Raw genomic sequence first — 21,286 nt, 5'->3', positions numbered from 1 at the left:
CACCACCACGACGACGGCGGGCCCGGCGCCGTGGTTCACAGCACCGGGCCCGCCGACCGCGAAGGGGCTACTTCTTCCACTCGTCCCAGGACATGTTCCAGCCGTTGAAGCCGTTGGACGGCTCGACGGTCGGGTCGGTGGAGTTCTTCACGAGCACCACGTCACCGACCATCGACTGCTTGAAGAACCAGGCCGCCTCGACGTCCTTGTCCCAGCCGCCGCGCACGTCGCGCAGGCCGATGCAGCCGTGGCTGGCGTTGTAGTTGCCGAACGCGTCGCCGCCCCAGTAGTTGCCGTGCACGAAGGTGCCGGAGTCGGTCAGGCGCATGGCGTGCGGCACGTCCTTGATGTCGTACTCGCCGTCGTAGCCGACCGTGTCGCCGTTCATCCGGGTCACGGTGAACTTCTCGCTGATGACCATCGCGCCGTTCCAGGTGGCGTAGCCGGGCTTGCCGGTCGTCACCGGGACGGTCTTGAACAGCTTGCCGTCGCGCATGACCTTCATGGTCTGCTTGGAGGCGTCGACGATCGACACCTGCGAGCGGCCGACGGTGAAGGAGACGGTCTTGGACTGCTCGCCGTAGACACCGTCACGGCCCTCGACGCCGTCGAGGTTCAGCTCGACGGTGACCTTGGTGCCGGCCTTCCAGTACTTCTCCGGCCGGAAGTCGAGGCGGTCGTTGCCGAACCAGTGGCCCTGGACGTCGACGGCCGGCTCGGTCTTGATCTTGACGGCCTTCTCCACGTCGTCGGGGTTGGTGATGCCCCGGGTGAAGCGGACCGAGAACGGCATGCCGACGCCGACGGTGGAACCGTCCTCGGGCGTGAACGTGCCCACGAACGTGTTGTCCGGGGTCAGCGTCGTGAAGCTGGAGTCCTCGGCGGCCTGACGCCCCTCGGAGTCCTTGGCGACCGCGTGCACCTGGTACTTGGTGGCGGCGGCCAGATGCGTGGTGGGCGTCCAGGAGGCGCCGTCGGCGGCTATCTCGCCGTCGATCCTGGTGCCCTTGCCGTCCTTGACGACGACCTCGGTCAGCTTGCCCCCCGCGGCCGCCACCTTCAGCCTGCCGCTGGTGTCGACGTCGGTGGCGCCGTTCTTCGGCGCGATGGTGACGACGGCCTGCGACTGCCCGCTCGCGGCCGGCGCCGCGTTCTTGCCCTTGTCCTTGCCACCCGCCGGGTCGTCCTTCCCGGCGTCCGATCCCCCACCACCGCAGGCCGTCACGGCCAGCAGCAGCACACCGGCGAACACGGCCCCCAGCCGCCGCCCACCCGCGTCAACCGACGCCCCCGGTATCGGTCGAACCTTCAACGTCCTACTCCCCTCCCCCGGGCCTGGTCGGGCCCGCGACAGCGCGGCTCCTGCGCGCATTGGCGCATATTAACCGCCTGTTCAGGAGCACCGAGGTCGCGCGATTGTCACCATTCGGTCCCAACCGGCCCGGTCCGGGGAGCTACTTCACGGCACTGCCCGCCCTCCACTCCCGCCAGTCCATGTTCCAGCCGCCGAGGCCGTTGTCGGGAGCGACCTGTTTGTCCTTGCTGCCGACGATCTCGACCACGTCCCCGATCAGGCTGCGGTCGAAGAACCAGCCCGCCGGCGTCTGCGCCCCGCCGCCCTTGACGTCCTGGAGGCCGACACAGCCGTGGCTGACGTTGCTGCTGCCGAAGACGGAGGCGTCCGCCCAGTAGTTGCCGTGCAGGAACGTGCCGGAGCGGGTCAGCCGCATGGCGTGCGGCACGTCCGGGATGTCGTACTCGCCCTTGCCGTCCTTCTTCTTGAAGCCGACCGTGGCGCCGTTCATCCGGGTCACCTCGTACATCTCGGTGACCACCATCTTCCCGTTGTACGTCGTGGTCTTCGGGGCGCCCGCGGTGACCGGCACGGTCGCCAGCAGCTCGCCGTCGCGCCGCACCTCCATGGTGTGCCGGGCGGCGTCGACGAGGGAGACCTGGCTGCGGCCGACCGTGAAGCCGAAGGTCTTGTGCTGGAGCCCGTACACCCCGGGCGCGCCCTCCACGTCCCTCAGCCGCAGCTCGACGGTCACCTGGGTGCCGGGCTTCCAGTACTGCTCGGGCCTGAAGTCCAGCCGGCCGTTGCCGAACCAGTGCGGGCGGATGTCCACCGCCGGGCGCGAGGTGACCCGTACCGCGCGCTCCACCGCGGCACGGTCGGTGATCTCCCGGTTGAACTCGAGGGAGACGATCATCCCGGTGCCGACCGTGGCCCGGTTCTCCGGGCTGACGTACCCGATGAACCGCTCGCGCGGGACATACGTCGTGAACGTCGTGTGCCGGGCCGAGCGGCGGCCGTGGCCGTCGAGGGCGACCACGTCGACGCTGTACCGGGCGGCCAGGGCGAGCCGCTCGTCGTCGGGCCGCCAGCTCAGCCCGTCGGCGGAGATCCGGCCGGGGACCTCCGTCTCCTGGGCGTCCTGGGACGCGGTGACCTTCACCGACTCCAGCCGCCCGTCGGGCACCGTCACGGCCAGCGGCCGGCCGGGCCGCACGTCCCTGCTGCCGTCCTGCGGCGTGATCCGGATGACGTCCTCGGGCGCGCGGGGCTTGCCCAGCATGCTGTCCAGCCCCCCGCCGCCCGTGCAGCCGGCCGCGCCGGCCAGCAGTCCTGCCCATGTCAGTACGGCGGCCAGAGCGGCCCCCGCGCGCCGAGCGCGCCCATGTACGTGCCTCACATCAGTGCCCAACGACGGGCGCGCCCTGCGGAAACGTGAGTGCGACCCAAGCTCTGGGCAGAACAGTGGGAAGGGACGACACGAGCCGAGGTGAGGGCGTAGCCGGCGCGCCCTCTCCGTGTCGTGCCACGAGCCGCGGGAGGCCGACAGGTGTCGAGCGCAGCCGAGCAGGAGGCGGTGGCCGTCCAGGACGGGCGTACGGCCGCCGTCGTCGAGGGGGCGCGACGCGGGGCCCCGGTCCCCGCCATGCCCGTGTGGCCGGGCGCGCCGACCCCGCTGGGCGCCCGGTACCGGGTCGGCCCGGACGGCGTGGCGGGCACCAACTTCGCGCTGTGGGCGGGCGGGGCGGAAGCCGTCGAGCTGTGTCTGTTCGACGAGGAGGGCCGTGAGACCCGGGCCCGGCTGACCGAGCTCACCCATGAGATCTGGCACGGCTTCGTGCCCGGTGTGCTGCCCGGCCAGCGCTACGGCTACCGGGTGCACGGCCGCTGGGACCCGTGGACCGGCGCCCGCTGGAACCCGGCGAAGCTGCTGCTCGACCCGTACGCGCGCGCGGTGGACGCCGCCGCGGGGAACGACTACGGCGCGCTGCCGCCGGAGGTCTACGGCCATGTCCGCGACTGGCCGCAGCAGCAGATCGCCGACACGGTCCGCGACGACCGCGACTCGGCGCCGTACGTCCCCAAGGGCGTCGTCGTCCATGACGACGACGACTGGGCGGACGACCGCCGCCCGAAGACGCCGTGGGCGGACTCGGTGATCTACGAGCTGCATGTGCGCGGCTTCACCAAGCTGCACCCAGGTGTCCCCGAGGAGCTGCGCGGCACGTACGCCGGGCTGGCCCACCCGGCGGCGATCGAGCACCTGGTGAAGCTGGGCGTGACGGCCGTGGAGCTGCTGCCGGTCCATCAGTTCGCGCACGAGGACCATCTGCTGCGCCGGGGCCTGCGCAACTACTGGGGCTACAACTCCGTCGGCTACTTCGCCCCGCACGCGGCCTACGCGGCCTCCGGTACGGCGGGCCAGCAGGTCGGCGAGTTCAAGCGGATGGTGCGGGCGCTGCACGCGGCCGGGATCGAGGTCGTCCTCGACGTGGTCTACAACCACACCGCCGAGGCGGGCGAGCTGGGCCCGACGCTGTCGCTGAAGGGCATCGACAACCGGGGCTACTACCGCCTCCAGGCCGACGCCCGCCGCTACGCCGACTACACGGGCTGCGGGAACACCCTGCACGTGGTCCAGCCCCAGGTGCTGCGGCTGATCACCGACTCGCTGCGCTACTGGGTGACGGAGATGGGGGTGGACGGCTTCCGGTTCGACCTGGCGGCCGCGCTGGCCCGCTCGATGCACGACGTCGACATGCTCTCCCCGTTCCTCGCGGTCATCGCCCAGGACCCGGTGCTGCGCCGGGTCAAGCTGATCGCGGAGCCGTGGGACGTCGGCTCGGGCGGCTACCAGGTGGGCGCCTTCCCGCCGCTGTGGACGGAGTGGAACGACCGCTACCGGGGCGCCGTGCGCGACTTCTGGCGGGGCGCGCTGCCCGACGTGCGGGACCTGGGCTACCGCCTGTCGGGGTCGAGCGACCTGTACGCCTGGGGCGGCCGGCGGCCCTACGCCTCGGTCAACTTCGTCACCGCGCACGACGGCTTCACGCTGCGCGACCTCGTCTCGTACGGCCACAAGCACAACCAGGACAACGGGGAGAACAACCGGGACGGCACCGACGACAACCGTTCCTGGAACTGCGGCGCCGAGGGCGAGAGCGACGACGAGGGGGTGCGCGCGCTGCGGCGGCGGCAGCTGCGCAACCTGCTGACCACCCTGCTGCTGTCGACGGGGGTGCCGATGCTGGTCGCGGGCGACGAGCTCGGGCGCACCCAGCACGGCAACAACAACGCCTACTGCCAGGACAACGAGATCAGCTGGGTGGACTGGTCGCTGCTGGACGACCCCGGCTGGAGGGCCCTGTTCGAGCTGACGTCCCGGCTGATCGCGCTGCGTCACCGGCACCCGGTGCTGCGCCGCCGGGCGTTCTTCTCGGGGCGGCCGCACTCGGCGGACGGGCTGCGGGACCTGGCCTGGTTCACCGCGCGGGGCACAGAGATGACCGAGGGTGACTGGTACGCCCCCGCCGCCACGCTCGGCATGTATCTGTCCGGGCGGGACATCCCCGGCCGGGACGGCCGCGGTGCCCCCGTGCTCGACGAGAGCTTCCTGGCCGTCCTGCACGCCGCCGACCGTCCGGCGGAGTTCGTGCTGCCGGGGCCGCCGTGGGCGGAGAGCTACGAGCTGGTCGTCGACACCTCCCGCGAGGAGCAGGGCGAGGCACCGGCGGTCGTGCACCGGGCGGGGGCGGTGATCACGGTGCCCGCACGGTCGGTGCTGCTGTTCGAGGTGGGCTGAGGGGCAGGTCCTAGGACCAGGAGCGGAGGGCGGCCCGGCCAAAACTCGGTGGGCAGTGTCAGTGGTGAACCGTAGGCTCGCTGCTGATGCCCACGACACGTTCAACCCCCGAGGACCACTCCGCCGTCCGCAGCCTGCTGCGTCTGTGGCCTTTCGTCCGGCCCGTCCGGGCGCGGCTGTTCACCGCCGCGTTCGTCGCGGTCGTCGCCTCCTGTGTGGGGCTGGTGATCCCGCTCGTCCTGAAGTGGGTCGTGGACGGGCCGGTGGCCGGCCGCGACCCGGCCGGGGTGTGGCTGGGCGCGCTGTTCCTGCTGCTGCTCGGGTTCGCCGAGGCCCTGCTGTTCGGGTTCCGGCGCTGGCTGGTGGCGCGGCCGCTGGCGGCGGTCGAGGCGTCGATGCGGGACGCCCTCTACCGGCGTCTCCAGCGGCTTCCGATGGCCTTCCACGACCGCTGGGCCTCGGGCCAGTTGCTGTCGCGCGCGACGACCGACCTGATGCTTCTGCGCATGTTCCTGGCCTTCCCGCTGACCTTCCTCCTCGTCAACGGGGTGACGATCCTCGCCGGCATCGTGATCATGCTCGCCCAGGACGTCGTCCTCGGCCTGGTGATCCTGATCCCGACGGTCCCGGTGGTAGTCACCTGCGTGCTCTTCGAGAAGCGCTACGCCGAGGTGGCCCGGCTCGCCCAGGACCAGGTCGGCGACCTGACGACGGTGGTCGAGGAGAGCGTCCTCGGCATCCGTATCGTCAAGGGCTTCGGCCGGCACCGCAGCCAGGCCCGCGCCTTCCGCGAGCTGTCCAGCACCCTGCGGGGCACCGAGCTGCGCAAGGCCCGTCTGCTGGCCGCGATCTGGGCCGTCATCGTGACCCTCCCGGAGCTCGCGATCGGCGCCGCGCTGGTGTTGGGCACCGTACGGGTGGCCGACGGCGCGATGTCCGCGGGCACCCTCGTCGCCTTCCTCTCCACCGCCCTCGCGCTGCGCTGGCCCGTCGACTCCATCGGCTTCCTGCTGGCCATGAGCCAGGAGGCGGCGACGGCGACGGAGCGCTACTACGAGGTGATGGACGCGGAGCCGGAGTGCCCGGGCGTGCCCGCCGCCGTGACGCACCCCGGCCACGACGGACTGCGGTTCGAGGGCGTCACCTTCCGCTATCCCGACGCCTCCCCCGGCAGCGCGCCCGTCCTCGACCGCCTGGACCTGCACATCAGACCCGGCGAGTCCATGGCCCTGGTGGGAGCGACCGGCAGCGGCAAGACCACCCTGACCGCCCTGGTCCCCCGGCTGCACGAGGCGACCGGGGGCCGGATCACCGTCGACGGCGTGGACATCACCACCGTCCCGCGCGAGGAACTGCGCGCCCTCGTCGCCGTCGCCTTCGAGGAACCCACCCTCTTCTCGGCGAGCGTCGGGGAGAACGTCCTCATGGGAGCGGGCCCCGACGCGGGCCCCGAGGACCTCGCCCGGGCCCTCGACATCGCCCAGGCCGCCTTCGCCCACAGCCTGCCCCAGGGCACCGGCACCCAGGTCGGCGAACAGGGCCTCAGCCTCTCCGGCGGGCAGCGGCAGCGGCTGGCGCTGGCCCGCGCCGTCGTCGGCAGACCCCGGTACCTGGTCCTGGACGACCCGCTGTCCGCGCTGGACGTGCACACGGAGGCCGCCGTGGAGGCCGCCCTGCGCCGCGTGCTGGCCGACACCACGGCCCTGATCGTCGCGCACCGGCCCTCCACCGTGCTGCTCGCCGACCGGGTCGCCCTGCTCTCCGAGGGCCGTATCGCCGCCGTCGGCACCCACCACGAACTGCTGCGCACCAACGCCGAGTACGCGCACCTGATGTCCGGAGCGGACGAGGAGGCCCCGGTATGACGGCGACAGCCGCCGGCGCGACGACCCAGGACCCGGCCGACGACGAACCGGCGCGCCGCGGCGACGACCCGTTCGACAACGACACCCTGCCCACACCGCCGGGGGCCGTGGGCGCCCTGCTGCGCTCCCTGCTCGCCCCCATGAGGGCGAGGGTCGCGCTCACCACGCTCGTGCTGCTGCTCCAGCAGGCGGCGGTCCAGGCGGGCCCGCTGCTCGTCGCGTACGCCATCGACCGGGCGGTCCCCGCCTTCCGCGAGGACGACCTGGGCCCGCTGTGGGCGGTCGCGGCCGGCTATCTGCTGAGCGCGCTCGCCGCTGGCGCCCTCCAGTACGCGTTCATCGTGATCTCCGCGCGGGTCAACCAGGACGTGCTGCTCGACCTGCGCGGCAGGATCTTCCGGCACGCGCAGGCGCTCAGCGTCGACTTCCACGAGCGCTACACCTCGGGCCGGCTGATCTCCCGGTCGACCACCGACGTGGAGTCGCTGCGCGAGCTGCTGGAGGAGGGCCTCCAGGAACTCGTCACGGTGGTGCTGTCCTTCGTCTACATCTCGGCCCTGCTGCTCTGGCTGGACCTCGGCCTCGGCGCGGTCGCGGTGGCCTCGTTCGTGCCGCTGTACGGGCTCGTCCGGCTGTACCAGCGGCGGGCGGCGCGGGTGTACGAGGAGCGCTCGACGGCGATCGCCCGGGTGATCGTGAAGTTCGTGGAGACGATGAACGGCATCCGCCCGGTGCGCGCGTTCCGTCGCGAGACGGTCAACGACGCCGAGTTCGGGGCGCTCAACCACCGCCACGAGCGCACCAACGGCGACGCCCTGCTGGAGATGGCCCGCTATGTCGTCGGCTCCCGGCTGGTCGCCAACACCGCCGTCGCGCTGATCGTGCTGTGGGGTGCCTACCGGGTCGCCGGCGGCACCCTGGAACTCGGTGTGCTGGCGGCGGCCGTGCTGTACCTGCGGCGGCTGTACGACCCGATCGACCGGCTGGGCATGTTCCTCAACTCCTACCAGTCGGCGTCCGCCTCGCTGTCGAAGATCGCCGGGCTGCTCGCGCAGACGCCGACGGTCCCCGAGCCCACCGCTCCCCGGCAGCTTCCCCCGGCGCCCGGCGAACTGCCCGGCCGCGAGGTCGTCTTCGACGGCGTCCGGTTCGCCTACCGCACGGGCGGCGAGGTGCTGCCGCGCTTCGACCTGACCCTGCCGGCCGGGCAGACGGTCGCCGTGGTCGGCTCGACCGGCGCGGGCAAGTCCACGCTGGCCAAGCTGCTCGCCCGGTTCTACGACCCGACCGAGGGCCAGGTGCTGCTGGACGGCGTCGACCTGCGCGAGCTGGCCGTGTCCGAACTGCGGCGCGGGGTGGTGATGGTGACCCAGGAGGCGTTCCTGTTCTCCGGCACGGTCGCCGAGAACATCGCCATCGGCCGCCCCGACGCCACCCGCGAGGAGATCGAGCGGGCCGCGAAGGCGATCGGCGCGCACGATTTCATCACCGCCCTGCCCGACGGCTACGACACCGACGTACGCAAGCGGGGCGGCCGAGTCTCCGCGGGACAGCGCCAGCTCATCTCGTTCGCGCGGGCGCTGCTGGCCGATCCGGCGGTGCTGATCCTGGACGAGGCGACCAGCTCGCTGGACATCCCGGGCGAGCGCGCGGTGCAGCGGGCGATGACGACCGTGCTCAAGGGCCGTACCGCGGTGGTGATCGCGCACCGGCTGTCCACGGTCGAGATCGCCGACCGGGTGCTGGTGATGGAGCACGGCCGCGTCGTCGAGGACGGCACCCCCGCCGAACTCGTCGACGGCACGGGCCGGTTCGCGGACCTGCACCGGGCATGGCGGGACAGTCTCGCATGAGGCGACGGCCGGTGATCGACGCGTACGAGGACCCCGGCACGCCCGACCGGCGCGGCGGCTGGCGGTATCTGTGGTGGCTGGTGCTGCGCCAGCCGGGCCGGTCGGTGGCCGGGGCGGTGCTGGGCAGTGCCTGGATGGTGCTGCTGTCGGCGACGCCGTATCTGATGGCCCGGGCCGTCGACGAGGGACTGGTCCCGGGCGACCTGGGCGCGCTGGCCGTGTGGACGGGCGCGCTGGTGGCGGCCGGGGCGTTCAACGCCTGGATCGGCATCATGCGGCACCGCACGATGACCCGGGTGCGGATGGACGCCAACTTCCGCACGGTGAAGGTCGTCGTCGGGCACGCGGTGCGGCTCGGTGCCGCGCTGCCCCGCCGGATCGGGACCGGCGAGGTCATGACGATCGGCGTCGGTGATGTGGCGCAGATCAGCGGCTCCCTCACCGTGGTCGGGCCCGGGTTCGGCGCGGTGGTCGCCTACGGCGTCGTCGCCGGGCTGCTGCTGTCGGTGTCCGGGCAGCTCGCGGCGGTGGTGCTGCTCGGCGTGCCGGTCCTCGTGGTGCTCGTCGGTCCGCTGATGGGCCGGCTCCAGGGCACCGAGACGGAGTACCGGGAACGGCAGGGTGTGCTCACCGCCCGGATCGGCGACCTCGCGGGCGGGCTGCGCGTGCTCAACGGCCTGGGCGGCAAGGAGCTGTTCGCGCAGGCCTTCCGCGCGGATTCGGCCCGGCTGCGCGAGCAGGGCTACCGGGTGGGGGCCGTGACCAGCTGGATGCAGGCGCTGGGCATCGGGCTGCCGACGCTGTTCCTGGCCGTGGTGACCTGGCTCGCCGCCCGGCTGGCCGCCCAGGGCACCATCACCGTCGGCGAACTGGTCGCCGTGTACGGCTATGTGGCGGTGCTGGTGCGCCCCGTGGCGTTCCTCCTGGAGTGCGGCTACCAGCTCGGACGCGGTGTGGTGGCCGCCCGGCGCGTCGTACGGCTGCTGCGTCTGGAGCCCGATCCCGACACCGGCACGACGCCGGCGCCCGCGGAACCCTCCGTACTGCACGACCCCGACTCCGGTGTCCGGGTACGCCCCGGCCGCCTCACCGCCCTCGCGGCGGAACACCCCGCGGACGCCGCGGCCGTCACCGACCGCCTCGCACGCTACGAGCCCTCCGCGGCCACCTGGGGCGACACCCGCCTCTCCGACATCCCCCTCGCCCAGATCAGATCCAGAATCCTCCTGGCCACCCCGGACGCAGACCTGTTCGCGGGCCCGCTGAGGGACGTGATCGACGGCCGGACACCGCCCTCAAGGGACGCGGGACTGCACCGATCAGCGGCTCCGCCGCAGGGCGCAACACCGCCCTCAAGGGACGCGGGGAACTGCGCGACAAGCCACGACGCACGGTCAGCCGCGAACCCACAGCAAGAGGCACCCCAGGACGCGCACCTCCGGAGGACCTTGCGCATCGCCGCCGCCGAGGACATCCTCCACGCCCTCCCCGCCGGCCTCGACTCACCGATCGACGCCCAGGCCACCAACCTCTCCGGCGGCCAACGCCAACGCGTCCGCCTGTCCCGGGCCCTCCTCCACGACCCGGAGGTCCTCATCGCCGTGGAACCCACCTCCGCCCTGGACGCCCACACGGAAGCCCAGGTCGCCGACCGCCTCCGCACCGGCCGCGCAGGCCGCACCACCGTGGTGACCACGACCTCCCCCCTGGTCCTGGACCGGGCGGACACCGTCCACTACCTCGTCGACGGCAAGGTCGCGGCGAGCGGCACCCACGCCCGGCTGCTCGCCGACGAACCGGGCTACCGGGCCCTGGTGTCCCGCGACGCCACCGAGGAGACCACGGAGGAGAGCACCGAGGAGACCACCGCCACCGAGGAGGCCGTGCGATGAGCCGGGCGCCACTGCCCGTCGCCGAACCCGCCGAGGTCCGCCGCGCCTCACTGCGGCTGATCCGGGCCGACACCCGGGCCTTCACGGTCGTCGTCGCCCTCAACGCCGCCGCGGCCGCCGCGGGCCTGGCCGGCCCCTGGCTGCTGGGCCGGATCATCGACGAGGTCCGGGCCGGCTCCGGGACCGGCGCGGTGGACCGCCTCGCCCTCGCCATCGTGGCCTGCTCGGTGGCCCAGCTGCTGCTCGCCCGCTGGGCCCGTTACGTGGGCCACCGCTTCGGGGAGCGGACCCTCGCACGGGTGCGCGAGGAGTTCGTGGACCGGGCCCTCGCCCTGCCTGCCTCCGCGGTGGAACGCGCGGGCACCGGCGATCTGACGGCCCGCGGCACGGCGGACGTGACCGCGGTCGGCACCACCCTGCGCGACGCGGGCCCCGACCTGCTGATCAACCTCGTCCAGGCCCTCTTCCTGCTCGGCGCGACGTTCGCCGTCGACCCGCTGCTCGGCGCGGTGGGCGTGTTCGGACTCCTCCCGGTGTGGCTGGTGCTGCGCTGGTACCTGCGCCGGGCCCGGGACGGCTATCTCGCCGAGGGCGCGGCCGGTTCCGAGGTCGCCGAGATCCTCGCGGCCACCGCGGCCGGGGCCCGCACGGTGGAGGCGTTCCGCCTCCAGCGGCGGCGGATCACGGCGAGCCGGGAGGCGCTCGCGGAGTCCCGGCGCCGCCGCTTCCACACGCTGTGGCTGCGCACGGTGTTCTTCCCGGTGGTGGAGGTGTCCTACGTCCTCCCGGTCGCCGGCGTGCTGCTGATCGGCGGTGTGCTGCTCACGCACGGGATGCTGAGCCTGGGCTCGGTCGTGGCGGCGGCCGTGTATCTCCAGCAGTTCAGCGCGCCGCTCGACGAGATCCTGATGCGGGTCGAGCAACTGCAGAGCAGCGGCGCGTCGTTCGCCCGCGTCGAGGGCCTGGCCGGGGCGCCGCGTACGGCCGAGGCGTCGGCGGCGGCCCCCGAGGACGACCGTATCGACGTCTCCGGGGTGCGGTTCTCCTACGGCCGCGGCGAGGAGGTCCTGCGCGGGGTGGATCTGACGATCCGCCCGGGCGAGCGGCTCGCGATGGTGGGCCCGTCGGGGGCGGGCAAGACGACGCTGAGCCGGCTGCTGGCGGGGGTGGACGCGCCGACCGAGGGGTCGGTGACGGTCGGCGGGGTGCCGGTGGCGGCCCTGGACCCCGAGCAGTTGCGGCGGCAGGTGGTGCTGGTGACCCAGGATCACCATGTCTTCCTGGGTACGATTCGGGACAATCTGCGGATCGCCGCGCCGGACGCGGAGGACGGCCCGCTGTGGCGGGCTCTGGCCACGGTCGGCGCCGATGCCTGGGTGCGCGAGTGCGGCGGACTGGACGCCGAGGTGGGCGATTCCGGCATGCGGGTGGACGGCCCGCGGGCCCAGCAGCTCGCCCTCGCCCGGGTCGTGCTGGCCGACCCGCACACGCTGATCCTGGACGAGGCCACGGCCCTGCTGGACCCGGCGACCGCCCGGCACGCCGAACGCGCCCTGGCGGCCGTACTGCACGGTCGTACGGTCATCGCGGTCGCGCACCGGCTGCACACCGCGCACGACGCGGACCGGGTGGCGGTGATGGAGGACGGCCGGATCGCCGAACTCGGCACGCACGAGGAGCTGGTGGCGGCGGACGGGCCGTACGCGCGGCTGTGGCGGACCTGGCACGGGGAACCGGGCGCCGCGGAGGCGTCCGCCGGGGCCGTCGGCGACGGCGCCTTCAAGTCAGGTGAATAGTCCGCATATCGAACGCGAACCTCCGGTCAACGAACGATTTCCGGCCAATCTCTTGACGCGCTCCTGACAGGTGACGCGATCTCCTGCCACTCTTCCCACGGCCACCCCACAGCAACCCCACAGTCAGCCGAACGCACGCTGGGGGGCCGGTCACTGCTCTTCACGCACGTGGTTTCACGCACCACCCCGTTCTGCCCGGAGGGCCCACCCGCCATCCGGTCTCCCCTGGCCGCGCGACCCGCGGCCCGCAGAAGGAGTCAGTGTTGAGAAGCAGTTCCTCCCACAGACGCACCTCCCACACCCGCAAGGCCGCGGCCGTCGCCCTCGTCGGCGTCTCCGCGCTTCTGGCCGCCGCCGTCCAGGCGGGTGCCGCCTCCGCGGCGCCGCAGACGGCCCGCCCGGCCGCCGGCAAGGTGAACCCCGGCGCCCTTCCGGCCAAGCTCAGCCCGGCCGCGCGCGCCGAGCTGCTGAGCGAGGCGAACGCCGGCAAGGCGGACACCGCCCGTGGCCTGGGCCTCGGTGCCAAGGAGAAGCTGGTCGTCCGTGACGTGGTCCAGGACCGCGACGGCACGGTGCACACCCGCTACGAGCGCACCTACGCCGGCCTGCCCGTCCTCGGCGGCGACCTGATCGTCGCGACCGCGAAGGACGGCTCGCGCGAGGGCGTCGTGAAGGCGACCCGGGCGGCCATCGAGGTCGCCTCCCTCACGCCGTCCGTCGCCGCGGAGCGCGCCGAGAAGCAGGCGCTGGGCGCCGCGAAGGCCGAGCGCGCCAAGGGCGCCGACGTCAACCGCGCCCCGCGCAAGGTGATCTGGGCCGCGACCGGCAAGCCGGCCCTCGCCTACGAGACCGTCGTCGGCGGCCTCCAGCACGACGGCACCCCGCAGGAACTGCACGTCGTCACCGACGCCACCTCCGGCGCCAAGCTGTACGAGTGGCAGGGCATCGAGACCGGCACGGGCAACACCGTCTACAGCGGCACGGTGACGCTCGGCACGACCCAGTCCGGTTCGACGTACAACCTCACCGACGGGGCGCGCGGCGGGCACAAGACGTACAACCTCAACCGCGGTACGTCCGGCACCGGAACGCTGTTCTCCGGGCCCGACGACGTCTGGGGCAACGGCACCCCGTCGAACCTGGAGTCGGCCGGCGCCGACGCCCACTACGGCGCGGCGCTGACCTGGGACTACTACAAGAACGTGCACGGCCGCAGCGGTATCCGCGGCGACGGTGTCGGCGCGTACTCCCGGGTCCACTACGGCAACAACTACGTCAACGCGTTCTGGTCGGACAGCTGCTTCTGCATGACCTACGGCGACGGGTCGGGCAACGCCAACCCGCTCACCTCCATCGACGTGGCCGCGCACGAGATGAGCCACGGTCTGACCTCGGCCACGGCGGGCCTGGTCTACAGCGGCGAGTCGGGCGGTCTCAACGAGGCCACCTCCGACATCTTCGGCGCGACGGTCGAGTTCTACGCCAACAACTCCTCCGACGTCGGTGACTACCTCATCGGCGAGGAGATCAACATCAACGGCGACGGCACGCCGCTGCGCTACATGGACAAGCCGAGCAAGGACGGCGCGTCCAAGGACAGCTGGTACTCCGGCATCGGCTCGATCGACGTGCACTACTCGTCGGGTCCGGCGAACCACTTCTTCTACCTGCTGAGCGAGGGCAGCGGCACCAAGACGATCAACGGTGTCACCTACAACTCGCCCACCTCGGACGGCCTTCCGGTGACGGGCATCGGCCGCGCCAAGGCGGAGCAGATCTGGTTCAAGGCGCTCACCACCAAGTTCAGCTCCAACACCAACTACGCGGGCGCCCGTACCGGCACCCTCGCGGTGGCCAGTGAGCTGTACGGCGGCACCACCAGCGCCGAGTACAAGGCGGTCCAGGACGCGTGGGCGGCCGTCGCGGTCGGCTCCCGCTCCGGTGGCGGCGGTGGTGGCACCACGTTCGAGAACACGGCCGACGTGTCGATCCCGGACGTCGGTGCCGCGGTCACCTCGCCGATCACCGTCACCGGCCGCACCGGCAACGCGCCGAGCAACCTCCAGGTCCCGGTGAACATCGTGCACACCTACATCGGTGACCTCCAGGTGCAGCTGGTCGCGCCCGACGGCACGGCCTACACGCTGAAGGCGTACGGCACCGGCGGCAGCGCCGACAACATCAACACCGCGTACACGGTGAACGCCTCGTCCGAGGTCGCCAACGGGACCTGGCTGCTGCGGGTCCAGGACAACGCGGCCATCGACACCGGCTACATCAACAGCTGGGGACTGACGTTCCCGTAGCCCGGAACGCGTCAACTCCCTTCGCCGCCCCGGTGGTTCGTCCACCGGGGCGGCGCCCTGCGTCCCGGGCCGGGGAGGCGTTCGTTTACATTCCGGAAACGTTTACCGGACAGTAAGTTTTAGGTCAAGATCGCGCCGGGGTCATGACATGTACGCACCATGAGTGCCAGGCTTCCTCCACCGCCGCACAAGCACCAACTCCCCCACGAACCAAGGAGCCTGTGTGACCCCCCGCTACGCGCGTCACAAGCGCACCACCCTTGCCGTCGCGACCGCTGTCGCCTCCGGGGCGCTGCTGACCACCGCACTCACCGGCGGCCAGGCCGCCGCCGAGCCCGCCGCCGACCCCGGCCGCGCGGCCGTCACCGCCGCGCCGCTCGCGCTCTCCCCCGCGAGCCGCACCGCGCTCATCCGCGAGGCCGACGCCGAGAAGGCCGAGACCGCCGTGGCGATAGGCCTCGGCGCCCGGGAGAAGCTGGTCGTCCGCGACGTCGTCAAGGACGCCGACGGCAGCCTGCACACCCGCTACGAGCGCACCTACGCCGGACTCCCCGTCCTCGGCGGCGACCTGGTCGTCCACGAGGACGCGGCCGGCAGAACCGAAGGCGTCACCAAGGCGGTCAAGGCCGCCGTCGAGGTCGCCGACCTCACCCCCGAGATCGCCTCGGCGGCCGCCGAGAAGCAGGCGGTCGGCCGCGCCAAGGCCCTCGGCGGCAGCCGCGCCGACGCCTCCGGCGCGCCCCGCAAGGTGATCTGGGCCGCGACGGGCAGGCCGACCCTCGCCTACGAGACCGTCGTCGGCGGCCTCCAGGACGACGGCACCCCCAACGAACTGCACGTCGTCACCGACGCCGCCACCGGCAAGAAGCTGTACGAGTACCAGGGCATCGAGACCGGCACCGGCAAGAGCCAGTACTCCGGCACGGTCACCCTCGGCACGTCCCTGTCGGGCTCGACGTACCAGCTCACCGACGCCTCGCGCGGCGGCCACAAGACGTACAACAAGGCCCGCTCCACGTCCTCCTCGGCCGGCACGCTGTTCACCGACGCGGACGACACCTGGGGCACCGGCACCGCGTCCAGCTCCTCCACCAGCCAGACCGCGGCCGTCGACGCCGCCTACGGCGCCCAGGTCACCTGGGACTTCTACAAGAACTCCTTCGGCCGCAACGGCATCAAGAACAACGGCGTCGCGGCCTACTCCCGGGTCCACTACGGCAACGCCTACGTCAACGCCTTCTGGTCGGACAGCTGCTTCTGCATGACCTACGGCGACGGCACGGGCAACCTCAAGCCGCTCACCTCCATCGACGTGGCCGGCCACGAGATGACCCACGGCGTCACCTCCAACACCGCCGGCCTCAACTACAGCGGTGAGTCCGGTGGGTTGAACGAGGCGACCTCCGACATCTTCGGCACCGCCGTGGAGTTCTACGCCGCGAACTCCTCCGACCAGGGCGACTACCTCATCGGCGAGAAGATCGACATCAACGGCGACGGCACGCCGCTGCGCTACATGGACAAGCCCAGCAAGGACGGCTCCTCGGCCGACTACTGGTCCTCGTCGCTGGGCGGCCTCGACGTGCACTACTCCTCCGGCCCGGCCAACCACTTCTTCTACCTGCTCAGCGAGGGCAGCGGAACGAAGACGGTCAACGGCGTGACCTACAGCTCGCCGACGTACAACGGCTCCACGGTCACCGGGATCGGGCGCTCCAAGGCCGCGGCGATCTGGTACAAGGCCCTGACGACCTACATGACGTCGACGACCAACTACAAGGGCGCCCGCACGGCGACCCTGAGCGCGGCCTCCGCCCTGTACGGGTCCTCCAGCACGGAGTACTCCACGGTGGCGGCGGCCTGGGCGGCGGTCAACGTCAGCTGACCCCGCCGAGGGCGTGGGCGGCTGTCGGCGTCGGCCGCCCCCGCTCTAGGCTAGGGCGGCATGTCCTTCACCTATGACGAGGTCGGCGCGACGCGTCGTGACGGCTACTGCCCGCCCGGCTTCCATCCGCTGCACGTCCGAACCCGGATCGGGGAGGGCGAGGCGGTGTTCCGGCGGGCCGCGGAGGCGGTCCGCACCTGGGAGATGCACAAGGCGCTCGGTGTCGGCGTACAGGCCGACGCCGAGCGCGCTGTCGAGGGCGGTGACGTGACCATCACCCTCGCCGGTGTGATCAAGGCGCCCTGCCGCGTGGTGTGGACCGTCGACGAGCCCCGCCGCGCCGGCTGGGCCTACGGGACGCTGCACGGTCACCCCGAGTGCGGCGAGGAGTCCTTCGTGGTCGACCGGACCGGCGACGGCACCGTGTGGCTCACGGTGTCCGCCTTCAGTCGGCCGGCCAAGTGGTACTCCCGCGCGGGCGGTCCCGCCGCACGAGGACTCCAGCACGCCTACGCCCGCAGGTGCGGAAAGGTGCTGCGCGCGCTGTGCTCGGAGTCCGAGCAGGGGACGTGAGCCGGGAGCGTCACCTCAGCAGTACCCCCGCACCCTCCACCACGTCCTCCGACGGCGTGGCCATCAGGCCCGGTTCCGCGCTCGATGCCAGCAGCCGGTGGGACGGCAGGATGCGGACCGTGTAGCCGAACGGACCGGTGCGGTCGAGGGCGAGCGGGCCCTCGTAGCACCAGTTGCCCTCCAGGTCCGGGCCGCCGGCCGGCTTGAGGGGCACCGCCGAGGCGTCCGTGAGACGGTCCTCGGCGTCCACCCGGCCCGAGACGGCCTGCACCTCGACGTCGTCCGGACCGAGGTCGCCGAGCCGCAGCCGCACCCTGAGGGTGAGGGTGGAGCCCAGCTCGGCGGTCGTCACGGACGTGGAGGTCTCCACGTGGTCGACCGCCACCGCGTGCCAGGAGGCGCGCAACCGGGCCTTCCAGGAGGCCAGTTCACGGGCCGAGTCGGGGTCCATCGCGCGGTGGGCGTGGGCGGCCGGGGCGTACAGCCGCTCCACGTACTCCCGGACCATCCGGCCGGCCAGCACCTTCGGGCCGAGCAGGGTGAGGGTCTGGCGGACCATCTCGATCCAGCGCTCGGGCAGCCCGCCGCGGCCGCGCTCGTAGAAGCGCGGGGTGACGCGCTGCTCCAGCAGGTCGTAGAGGGCGGCGGCCTCGATGTCGTCGCGGTGGTCCACGTCGGTCCCGGCGCCGTCCGCGGTGGGGATCGCCCAGCCGAAGTCGGGCTGGAACCACTCGTCCCACCAGCCGTCCAGGACCGAGAGGTTGAGACAGCCGTTGAGGGCGGCCTTCATCCCGCTGGTGCCGCAGGCCTCAAGCGGGCGCAGCGGGTTGTTCAGCCAGATGTCGCAGCCGGGGTAGAGCTTCTGCGCCATCGCCATGCCGTAGTCGGGCAGGAAGACGATGCGGTGCCGCACCCTCGGGTCGTCGGCGAACCGGACCAGCTCCTGGATCAGCCGCTTGCCGCCGTCGTCCGCCGGATGCGCCTTGCCCGCGACGACGATCTGCACCGGCCGCTCGGGGTGCAGCAGCAGATCCATCAGCCGGTCGCGGTCCCGCAGCATCAGCGTGAGGCGTTTGTACGACGGGACGCGGCGGGCGAAGCCGATGGTGAGGACGTCCGGGTCGAGGACCTGGTCGATCCAGCCCAGCTCAGCCGTGCCCGCGCCGCGCTGCCGCCAGGACGCCCGCAGCCGGGAGCGCACCTCGGTGACGAGCTGTTCGCGCAGGGAGCGGCGCAGCTCCCAGACGTCCTGGTCGGAGGCGTCGGTGACGGCGTCCCAGCGGTCCATGTCGCCTACGGCGAGCGCGTCCTCGGTGCGCTGGGCACCGGCCTTGCGGGCGCCGAGCCGCAGCACCTCGGGGGCGACCCAGGTCGGGGCGTGCACACCGTTGGTGACGGAGGTGATGGGCACCTCGTCGGCGTCGAAGCCGGGCCACAGGCCGGAGAACATCTCCCGGCTGACGTTGCCGTGCAGCAGGGAGACGCCGTTGGCGCGCTGGGCCAGACGCAGGCCCATCACGGCCATGTTGAACAGGTTCGGCTCGCCGCCCGGATAGGTCTCCATGCCGAGGCGCAGGACGCGCTCGACGTCGATGCGGGGGAGTTCGGCGTCGGGGCCGAAGTGCCGGGCGACCAGCTCCCGGTCGAAGCGGTCGATGCCCGCCGGCACGGGTGTGTGCGTGGTGAAGACCGTGCCGGCCCGCGCGGCCTCCAGGGCGGAGTCGAAGTCCAGCCCCCGGTCGCAGAGTTCGGCGATGCGCTCCAGACCGAGGAACCCGGCGTGCCCCTCGTTGGTGTGGAACACCTCCGGCTCGGCGTGCCCGGTGAGCCGGCAGTACGTGCGCACGGCCCGGACTCCTCCTATGCCGAGGAGCATCTCCTGGAGCAGCCGGTGCTCGCTGCCGCCGCCGTAGAGCCGGTCGGTGACGCCCCGTTCGCCGAGGTCGTTCTCCTCCACGTCGGAGTCGAGCAGCAGCAAAGGGATGCGGCCGACCTGTGCGAGCCAGATCCGGGCGTGCAGCGCGCGGCCGCCGGGCAGGGCCAGGGAGAGCTGCGCGGGGGTGCCGTCGGGCTCCTCCAGCAGGGCGAGCGGGAGCTCGTTGGGGTCGAGGACCGGGTAGTGCTCCTGCTGCCAGCCGTCGCGGGAGAGGGTCTGGCGGAAGTAGCCGTGCCGGTAGAGCAGGCCGACCCCGATCAGCGGCAGACCGAGGTCGCTGGCCGCCTTCAGATGGTCGCCGGCCAGGATGCCCAGCCCGCCGGAGTACTGCGGCAGGGCGGCCGTGATCCCGAACTCGGGTGAGAAGTAGGCGACGGCGGCGGGCAGTCCGGCGGGCTGCGCCTGGTACCAGCGGTCGCCGCGGACGTAGTCGCCCAGTTCGTCGACGGCCGCTCTCAGACGGCGCAGGAACCGGCGGTCCTGGGCGAGCTCGGCCAGCCGCCGCGGCGGCACCCCGCCGAGCAGCCGCACGGGGTCGCCGTCAGAAGCGGCCCACCGCTCGGGGTCCACCGACTGGAACAGCTCACGGGTCTCGGCGTGCCAGGACCAGCGCAGATTGCGGGCCAGATCGCTCAGGGGGCGGAGGGGTTCGGGGAGAACGGGACGGACGGTGAATCGACGGATCGCCTTCACATTCCACCTCGGCGCGTTGTGAATGGGCCCGCACGGCGAAGTGCGTCCCAACGTTCCGTACGACGGTACCGGCGCCGGTGCCGACCTCGCTGGACCTCTCGCCCATGACCTCTTCCGCCGATTTGGCCGATTCCATCCCCCGGGCCGTCCGCTCGAACTACGGTCCACGCCCCCACCTGTTCGCGCCCGGCGTGTCGATCACGTCCGCGCGGCGCAGCGACGACACTGGGCGGGTGACTTTCTCCGGTACGTCCACGGCCGCGTCACATGCGGCCGGGACAGCGGCGGTGTTCCTTTCCGGACATCCGAAAGCCTCACCCGCTTCGGCCGCGAAGGCTCTGGCCGACGGGGTGGCTTCCGGCAGGGTGTCCGGAGGGGGACCCGGCTCGCCGAACAAAATTCTGCGCCTTCCGCGCCGGTAGCGGCGGACACATGGGACCGGCCCCGTTCATCCGGAACGGGGCCGGACTTGTGCGCAGACATACGCGTGAGTAGTTAACAAAGTGCCGGATTGCCCACCCGAATAGGGTGGGAAGGCTCCTGCGGTACACCTCACCGGTTCCGTCGCAGGGACACCAGCAGGTACACCCGCAGGACCCACTCCCCCAGCCATCCGCCCACCCACGTTGACGCGGACAGGAGCGGTGATGCCCGCCAAGCACCACACGTCGGCACTCCCGACGCCCAGTACCGAACCGACCCCCGTACGCCCGCGGGCCGCACGCGCCCCCGCGAGCCCGAAGGTCCCGGAACCACCCGCACCGGGACACCCGCCGGCCCCGGCGGCACCCACAGGCGCCGCCACGTCCGTCGGACGCATCCCCGTCCTCGACGTCCGGCCGGTCGTGCAGCAGGGCCGCCGGCCCGCGAAGGCCGTGACCGGTGAGGCCTTCGAGGTCTCAGCGACGGTTTTCCGCGAAGGACATGACGCCGTTTCGGCCAATGTCGTGCTCACCGGTCCGGACGGCCGGACCGGCGCGTTCACTCCTCTGCGTGAACTCGCTCCCGGTACCGACCGCTGGGGCGCCACCGTCGTCGCGGACCGGCCCGGCGCGTGGACGTTCACGGTGGAGGCCTGGAGCGATCCGGTCGCCACCTGGCGGCACCACGCGCGGATCAAGATCCCGGCGGGCATCGACACCGGCCTCGTGCTGGAGGAGGGGGCGCGCCTGCACGAGCGCGCCGCCGTCGACGCCCCCAGGGCCGACGGTGTGCGCGAGGCGTTGCTCGGCGCCGCCGGAGCCCTGCGCGACGAGAACCGCCCGGCGGCCTCCCGGCTGGCGGCGGCCCTGACGCCCGAGGTGGACGCGGCGCTGTCCGCGCATCCGTTGCGGGAGCTGGTGACGGCGTCGGAGGCGATGCCGCTGCTGGTGGAGCGGGAACGGGCCCTG

General features: G+C 72.4%; 13 protein-coding genes. 10 read left to right on the top strand and 3 right to left on the bottom strand.

The annotated features are described in order from the left end of the window. Positions 1-67 precede the first annotated feature (67 nt). Together ACZ6SQ_RS30960 and ACZ6SQ_RS30955 are read right to left on the bottom strand one after the other, a co-directional pair. Positions 68-1,312 (bottom strand): L,D-transpeptidase, encoded by a 1,245-nt coding sequence (locus ACZ6SQ_RS30960; protein ID WP_469567936.1) that lies wholly within the window; start codon positions 1,310-1,312, stop codon positions 68-70. A 142-nt stretch (positions 1,313-1,454) separates the two neighbouring features. Further along, positions 1,455-2,693: a L,D-transpeptidase gene (locus ACZ6SQ_RS30955; RefSeq protein WP_469567932.1), complete on the bottom strand. Its 1,239-nt coding sequence runs from the start codon at positions 2,691-2,693 to the stop codon at positions 1,455-1,457. 150 nt (positions 2,694-2,843) lie between these two features. Between ACZ6SQ_RS30955 and glgX the strand changes: the two genes are divergently transcribed. From glgX to ACZ6SQ_RS30915, 8 genes are all read left to right on the top strand, one after another. Then, positions 2,844-5,096, top strand: coding sequence for a glycogen debranching protein GlgX (gene glgX / locus ACZ6SQ_RS30950; RefSeq protein ID WP_469567930.1), 2,253 nt, complete (start codon positions 2,844-2,846; stop codon positions 5,094-5,096). Between the two features lie 86 nt (positions 5,097-5,182). Further along, entirely contained in the window at positions 5,183-6,961 is a 1,779-nt protein-coding gene (locus ACZ6SQ_RS30945; RefSeq protein ID WP_469567928.1) for an ABC transporter ATP-binding protein, read from the top strand. After that, the gene (locus ACZ6SQ_RS30940; protein ID WP_469567925.1) at positions 6,958-8,814 is read left to right on the top strand and encodes an ABC transporter ATP-binding protein; all 1,857 of its coding nucleotides are present in this window, start codon (positions 6,958-6,960) and stop codon (positions 8,812-8,814) included. Before ACZ6SQ_RS30945 ends, ACZ6SQ_RS30940 begins: the two co-directional genes overlap by 4 nt. Before the next feature lie 11 nt (positions 8,815-8,825). Next, entirely contained in the window at positions 8,826-10,706 is a 1,881-nt protein-coding gene (locus ACZ6SQ_RS30935) for an ABC transporter transmembrane domain-containing protein (protein WP_469568086.1), read from the top strand. After that, entirely contained in the window at positions 10,703-12,502 is a 1,800-nt protein-coding gene (locus ACZ6SQ_RS30930; RefSeq protein ID WP_469567922.1) for an ABC transporter ATP-binding protein, read from the top strand. The genes ACZ6SQ_RS30935 and ACZ6SQ_RS30930 overlap by 4 nt, the downstream gene beginning before the upstream one ends. A gap of 263 nt (positions 12,503-12,765) precedes the next feature. After that, entirely contained in the window at positions 12,766-14,808 is a 2,043-nt protein-coding gene (locus tag ACZ6SQ_RS30925; RefSeq protein WP_469567919.1) for a M4 family metallopeptidase, read from the top strand. Between the two features lie 223 nt (positions 14,809-15,031). Then, entirely contained in the window at positions 15,032-16,693 is a 1,662-nt protein-coding gene (locus ACZ6SQ_RS30920) for a M4 family metallopeptidase (RefSeq protein WP_469567916.1), read from the top strand. Positions 16,694-16,753: 60 nt separating this feature from the next. Further along, entirely contained in the window at positions 16,754-17,266 is a 513-nt protein-coding gene (locus ACZ6SQ_RS30915) for a DUF1990 family protein (RefSeq protein ID WP_469567913.1), read from the top strand. A gap of 10 nt (positions 17,267-17,276) precedes the next feature. On the opposite strand, the gene glgP is transcribed toward ACZ6SQ_RS30915, so the two are convergent. Beyond that, complete coding sequence (gene glgP, locus ACZ6SQ_RS30910; protein WP_469567910.1) at positions 17,277-19,895, bottom strand: alpha-glucan family phosphorylase; 2,619 nt, start codon at positions 19,893-19,895, stop codon at positions 17,277-17,279. Positions 19,896-19,999: 104 nt separating this feature from the next. On the opposite strand from glgP, the gene ACZ6SQ_RS30905 reads away from it, so the two are divergent. Beyond that, positions 20,000-20,317, top strand: a complete 318-nt coding sequence (locus tag ACZ6SQ_RS30905; RefSeq protein ID WP_469568084.1) for a S8 family serine peptidase — start codon at positions 20,000-20,002, stop codon at positions 20,315-20,317. A 225-nt stretch (positions 20,318-20,542) separates the two neighbouring features. After that, the coding region (locus ACZ6SQ_RS30900; protein ID WP_469567907.1) for a maltotransferase domain-containing protein at positions 20,543-21,286 on the top strand (744 nt) is incomplete at its 3' end.

The sequence above is a fragment of the Streptomyces sp. NPDC048600 genome (assembly GCF_055587025.1).
Note: the sequence above shows the minus strand (reverse complement) of the source record. Positions and strands in the feature narration are given on the sequence as shown.